Below are 6,466 nucleotides of genomic sequence, written 5' to 3' on the forward strand. Positions count from 1 at the left end.
GTAAATCATGAAGATCATCTCAGGGAAAATCATAAAGCCTCAGAAAGTCGTCATCTACGGCCCGGAAGGTATCGGCAAGTCAACGTTTGCCGCGCAATTCCCCAAACCCCTGTTCATCGACACGGAAGGCAGCACGTCGCACCTCGAAGTAGACCGCCTGCCCAGGCCGACGTCCTGGCAGATGCTCAAGCAGTATATCAAGGACCTCAAGGGAGATACGATGGGCTACCATACCCTGGTCATCGATACAGCGGACTGGGCTGAACGGCTCTGCGAAGAAGCTGTCTGCCAGTCCAATGGGAAGGTAGGCATTGAAGACTTTGGGTATGGCAAGGGCTACACCTACGTCAAAGAAGAATTTGGGCGGCTCTTAGACAGCTTGTCGGATTTAATTGACGCCGGCATGAATGTCGTCCTGACGGCTCACAGTATTATCCGCAAGTTCGAGCTTCCCGAAGAAACGGGGGCATACGACCGGTATGAGCTGAAACTGGGGCAAAAGGCCGGCAACCAGTGTGCCGCCCTGGCCAAGGAATGGGCGGACATGGTTCTCTTCGTGAATTACAAGGAAATCGTCATCACGACGAAGGATAACAAGAAGAAAGTCAGCGGTGGCAAGCGGGTCATGTATACGGCACACAACCCATGCTGGGATGCTAAAAACCGGCATGGGCTGGCCGAAGAACTGCCCTTTGATTACCAGGAAATCGCCAACTGCATCCCCGTCATGAACCAAGTGACCCCGCAGCCAACGCCTGCTGAACCGGAACCAGCTCCCAAAGCACCGGATCCGCCAAAAGAATCGCCGAAGCCACCTGCCCGAGCAGAAGCCGAACAATCCGACGTCCAGGCGAACGAAGAAGACATTCCCCAGGCCCTGGCGGATCTCATGGCCGCCAATAACGTTACAGCCCGGGACATTCAACAGGCCGTAGCGTACAAAGGATATTTCCCGGCAGACATGCCGATTGCAAATTACCCGGAAGACTTCGTCATGGGGTGCCTGGTAGCGGCTTTTCCGCAAATGTTGCAAGTTATCAATCAATTAAAGAAAGTTCCGTTTTAATGTTTTGATTAGGAGGTAATGACAATGACAGAAGAACGCGCATTTAGTTGGGATGATGAATTTACCGAAGTGGAAGACTCGTTTCAAATCGTCCCTCCTGGTGATTATGATTTTACGATCGTTGATTTTGAGCGGGCCCACTTCGACGGCAGCGACAAGATGCCGCCCTGCCCGATGGCCAAGCTGACGTACGAAGTACAGACGCCAGACGGCACGAAAGGACGCATCCGCCAGAATCTCTTCCTGCACTCCAAAAGTGAATGGCAGCTGACTAACTTCGCCTGCGCTGTCGGTATGATGCAGCGTGGCGATGGCCATTTCCGGATTGCCTGGAATCAGCTCATCGGAGCCACAGGCCGTATGCAGGTCAGTGTCCGCAAGTACAACGGGAAAGACTACAACGATGTGAAACGCTTCTACGACAAGACGGCAGCTCCCAAGGCTTCACAGCCGCAGAGTCAGCCGGCACAGCGTCCTGCTTACACACAGGGGGCGTTCTAAATGAGCAGCGACGTCACGCTGCGTCCCTATCAGCAGGAGGCCGAACAGGCCGTCCTGCATGAATGGGACAGCGGCTATACCAAAACACTCCTGGTCCTACCAACAGGATGCCATGCCATCGGAGAAACAGTATTGTTAGCGAATGGAAGCATTAAAATGGTGGAAGATGTCCAGCTAAAAGATTGCCTATTGGGGAGCGATGGTACTCCCCGGCATATCCTTCAAATCATCCGCGGAGAAGGATATTTGTATAAAATTTGCCCGGTAAAAGGCAAACCTTTCGTCGTAGATGAAAATCATATGCTGACGTTAAAACGAACCAAAGAATCGAATCATCCTGTATATCCAAGTGAAAAACATGGTGGTGAAATTATTGATGTTTCTGTAAAAGAATGGCTTACCTGGAGCAAGTGGAAAAAAAATATCCACAAACTGATTCGAGCAGATGCCATTACTTTCTATCATTCTCATCAAGCCGATTATCCTATTGATCCTTATTTCTTGGGAATATTATTAGGAGATGGCAGTTTGAATGGAGCCTCTGTCAGTATTACAACAATGGATGCTGAAGTAGTAAATGTCATTCACCAACAAGCAGAATTATTGGATTTGCGGATTCGTACAGAACCTGCCGGGAAGGCGACAACCTATATTTTTGCCAGTAAAAAAGCATACACTCGCTCCGCCTTTATTCGTTCTTTGAAAGATTTAGGCTTAAGAGGGGAAACTTCTGCTACAAAACAAGTGCCTGATATATATAAAACGGGTCCTATAGCTGTACGTCTCAACATCATTGCTGGATTGTTAGATAGCGATGGCCACCTTACATGTAACGGCTATGATTTTATTTCTAAATCCGAACGCCTTTCTAATGATTTAGCCTTTATGTGTAGATCGGTTGGGCTCGCGGCCTATGTTACACCCTGTAAAAAGGGATGCAATAATTTTGTAGGAACATACTACCGGGTCAGTATTAGTGGGAACTGCGATAAAATTCCTATGAAAGTTCAGCGAAAAATGGCTACTCCACGAAAACAAAAGAAAAATGTTCTTGTTACCGGGTTCACTGTGGAACCCATTGGGACAGGCGCATACATCGGCTTTACTGTTGATGGAGACAACCGTTATTTATTAGATGATTTTACAATCACCCATAATTGTGGCAAGACCATTGTCTTCGCCAAAATCGCTGAGGACCGGGTCCGGGTCGGCGAACGGGTCCTTATCATGGCCCATCGCGGCGAACTGCTGGAGCAGGCCAGCGATAAGATTGAGAAAGCTACGGGGCTGAAAAGTGCCGTGGAAAAAGCCGAACAGACCTGCATCGGGTCCTGGCGGCGCATCGTCGTCGGCAGTGTCCAGACGCTGACACGGGAAAAGCGGCTGCATCAATTCGCGGCAGACTACTTCGATACAATCATCATCGACGAAGCCCATCACAGCGTTTCAGACAGCTATCAGCGCATCTTGCAGTATTTCGGCGATGCCAAGGTCTTAGGCGTCACGGCCACGCCGGACAGGGCCGATATGCGTAATCTGGGGAGCTACTACGATAGCCTTGCTTACGAATACAGCTTAGTCCAGGCCATCAAAGAAGGCTACCTCTGCCGTATCGTGGCCCAGACGATCCCGTTACAGATCGATATTTCCGGCGTCGGTTTTTCGGCCGGCGACTATAAAGCCGGTGAACTGGGGACGGCACTGGACCCATATCTTGGCCAGATTGCCAGGGAAATGCAGACCTACTGCAAGGACCGCAAGACCGTCGTCTTCTTGCCGCTCGTTGCGACAAGCCAGAAGTTCTGTGACATCCTGAATGAAGCCGGCTTCCGGGCCGCCGAAGTCAATGGCAACAGTGAAGACCGGGCGCAGGTCCTGGCCGACTTTGATGCCGGCAAATACAACGTCCTCTGTAACTCCATGCTGCTGACGGAAGGCTGGGACTGCCCATCTGTAGACTGCGTTATTGTCCTGCGGGCCACGAAGAGCCGCAGCCTGTACAGCCAGATGGTCGGGCGCGGCACGCGGCTTTTCCCAGGCAAGAAAGAAGTGCTGCTCCTCGACTTCTTGTGGAATACGGAAAAGCACGAGCTGTGCCGCCCGGCCTGCCTCATCGCCGAAACGGAAGACGTGGCCAAGAAGATGACGGAAAAGCTCAACGAGTCTGGCGAGCCAACAGACCTGGAAGTCCTGGAAAAGGAAGCGGCAGAAGACGTCGTCGCCGACCGGGAAGCCGCCCTGGCAGAAAAGCTAGCAGCCATGAAGAAGCGCAAGCGGAAACTGGTAGATCCGCTGCAGTTTGAAATGTCCATCCAGGCGCAAGACCTGGCAGATTACGTGCCTTCATTTGGTTGGGAAATGATGCCGGCATCGGACAAGCAGCTGAAGGCCCTGGAAAAGTTCGGCATCTTCCCCGATGAAATCGAAAACGCCGGCAAGGCCAAGCTGTTACTGGACCGGCTCATCAAGCGCAAGGAGCTGGGACTTGCGACGGCTCGGCAAATCCGGCTGTTGGAGGCCCGCGGCTTTCGGCATGTCGGCACCTGGTCCTTTGCAGCGGCGTCTAAGCTCATTGGCCGCATTGCCGCTGCTGGCTGGCGGATGCCGGCCGGTATCATCCCGGCGACGTACCAGCCAGAATAAAGGAGGGCGGGCATATTGGAAAACATCAATCTCATACCCCTCCTGGACTATATTGACCCGTCGTTCTGCACCTATCAGGAGTGGGTAAATGTAGGCATGGCGTTAAAACTCGAAGGCTACAGCGTCGCCGACTGGGATACATGGAGCCTTCGCGACGCTGGCCGGTATCATTCCGGCGAATGTGTCCGGAAGTGGAACACTTTTGACAATAACGCTACGTCTTTAGTTACCGGTGCTACGATTGTCGACATGGCGAAGCGGGGCGGCTGGACCTCATCAGCCGGCCCCGACATCGCCTATGACTGGGACGACATGATTCCCGAACGGGATGATCAGGTCGTCGTCGACAAGAACTGGGTAGAAGGCCGTGAACTGGAAGCCCCCGGCGATAACTGGGACCCGGTCAAAGACCTTATCAAGTATCTTTCAACCCTGTTCGATAGTACCGACTACGTCGGCTATGTAACGAGCTCTTGGGAAAAAGATGGGAAGTTCCTGCCGAATAAGGGGAACTATGGTCGTACTGCAGGGGAACTCATCGAAGAGCTGACAGTCTGTGACGGGGACCTGGGCGCCGTCCTGGGGGACTACAACCCCAAGGTCGGCGCCTGGATCCGGTTCAATCCGCTGGACGGCAAAGGCGTCCGTAACGAAAACGTGACGGACTTCCGCTTCGCCCTGGTCGAGTCCGACTCGATGGAGCTGGAAAAGCAGAACGAAATCATCCGACAGCTGGAACTGCCCGTTGCCTGCCTGGTCTACAGCGGCGGGAAAAGCGTTCATGCCATCGTCCACATCGATGCCGGCAACTATGAAGAATATCGGAAGCGCGTCGACTACCTCTATGCCATCTGCCGCAAGAACGGCCTGGCCATCGACACGCAGAACCGGAACCCGTCCCGATTGTCCCGGATGCCTGGCGTTATTCGGGATGGCAAGAAACAGTATCTCATCGACACCAACCTGGGCAAGGAAAATTTCGTGGAATGGCGCGAATGGATCGAGGCCGTCAACGACGACCTGCCGGAGCCAGAAAGCCTGAAAGACGTATGGAACGACCTGCCGCCGCTATCGCCGTCACTTATTGAGGGCGTGCTGCGGAAAGGGCACAAGATGATGCTGGCAGGCCCCTCAAAAGCCGGCAAGTCCTTCGCCCTCATCGAGATGGCCATTGCTATCGCCGAAGGTCGGAAGTGGCTCAACTGGTACTGCTCCCAGGGGCGCGTCCTGTACGTCAACCTGGAACTGGACCGGCCGAGCTGTCTGCACCGCTTCAAGGACGTATATGACGCCCTGGGGTGGCCGGCCAACAACATTGCCAATATCGACATTTGGGAACTGCGCGGCAAATCCATCCCTATGGACAAGCTGGCGCCGAAGCTCATCCGTCGGGCATCCAAGAAGAACTACACGGCCATCATCATCGACCCGATTTATAAGATTATCACAGGCGACGAAAACAGCGCCGACCAGATGGCCCACTTCTGCAATCAGTTCGACAAGGTCTGCACCGAGCTGAACTGCGCCGTCATCTACTGCCACCATCACAGCAAGGGCGCCCAGGGCAGCAAGCGGTCCATGGACCGGGCCAGCGGCTCCGGCGTCTTCGCCCGCGATGCTGACGCCCTGCTGGACATGATTCAGCTGAACACGTCGGACCAGGTCGGCCTGCCTGGCACGGCCTGGCGCATCGAAGGGACGCTCCGAGAGTTCGAGCCCTTCAAGCCCTTGAACGTGTGGTTCGAGTATCCCATCCATCGCGTCGACGACAGCGGCGAGCTGGAAAAGCTCACGCCAGACTGCGATAAAGCTCCATGGCAAAAGAGTCAAGATGTTCGTCATAAGAAAAAAGAAGAAAAAAAACAACAATTAGAAAATGCCTATAATGCCTGTTTAATAAATGGACAAGTAATGGTCAGTGATATAGCTGACTATCTTGACATAACGGATAAAACTGTACGTCGATATATAAACGAATTGGATGATTTTGTCATAGAAAAAGGAGTTGTAACGAAAAAATAATTCCGGACATTTAATGAATTGTCTTTAATGTCCCCGATGTATAACAGAACATCTTTATGCAGACATTTAAATTTAAAGTCCGTATAAATATAGGGACAAAAGGACGGACATTTAACTTATATATCAGCAGTTTACAACTTTTTGAACAAATAAATATCGCGTAACCACACTTTGAAGTATAATGAATCTGCTAAAACACACCATCTCAAAGGAGTTACGCGATGAATTCATTAT

At 52.2% G+C, this 6,466-nt stretch carries 4 protein-coding genes and 1 pseudogene; all 5 read left to right on the plus strand.

Features of this window, described 5'->3' with window-relative positions:
• Positions 1 to 7 precede the first annotated feature (7 nt).
• The 5 genes and pseudogenes from ACFCTO_RS11170 (at position 8) to ACFCTO_RS11190 (ending at position 6,232) form a co-directional block, all read left to right on the plus strand.
• Positions 8 to 1,066, plus strand: a complete 1,059-nt coding sequence (locus tag ACFCTO_RS11170; RefSeq protein ID WP_302484814.1) for an ATP-binding protein — start codon at positions 8 to 10, stop codon at positions 1,064 to 1,066.
• Between the two features lie 24 nt (positions 1,067 to 1,090).
• A complete protein-coding gene (locus ACFCTO_RS11175) occupies positions 1,091 to 1,567 on the plus strand; it encodes a DUF669 domain-containing protein (protein ID WP_481327582.1) in 477 nt (158 codons plus the stop codon).
• Positions 1,568 to 2,029 (plus strand): annotated as a pseudogene (locus ACFCTO_RS11180) (Hint domain-containing homing endonuclease); the annotation flags it as partial.
• Between the two features lie 606 nt (positions 2,030 to 2,635).
• Positions 2,636 to 4,210 carry a DEAD/DEAH box helicase gene (locus ACFCTO_RS11185; protein ID WP_499876899.1) on the plus strand — a complete coding sequence of 525 codons (1,575 nt, stop codon included), beginning with the start codon at positions 2,636 to 2,638 and terminating at the stop codon, positions 4,208 to 4,210.
• A gap of 15 nt (positions 4,211 to 4,225) precedes the next feature.
• Positions 4,226 to 6,232 (plus strand): AAA family ATPase, encoded by a 2,007-nt coding sequence (locus tag ACFCTO_RS11190; protein WP_499876898.1) that lies wholly within the window; start codon positions 4,226 to 4,228, stop codon positions 6,230 to 6,232.
• The last annotated feature ends 234 nt before the right edge of the window (positions 6,233 to 6,466 follow it).

It is taken from the genome of Megasphaera indica, assembly GCF_046614755.1.
Lineage (GTDB): Bacteria > Bacillota > Negativicutes > Veillonellales > Megasphaeraceae > Megasphaera > Megasphaera intestinihominis.

Coding starts and splice junctions, on each gene's coding strand:
- ACFCTO_RS11170 (WP_302484814.1), top strand. CDS start 8: ATGAAGATCATCTCAGGGAAAATCATAAAGCCTCAGAAAGTCGTCATC.
- ACFCTO_RS11175 (WP_481327582.1), top strand. CDS start 1,091: ATGACAGAAGAACGCGCATTTAGTTGGGATGATGAATTTACCGAAGTG.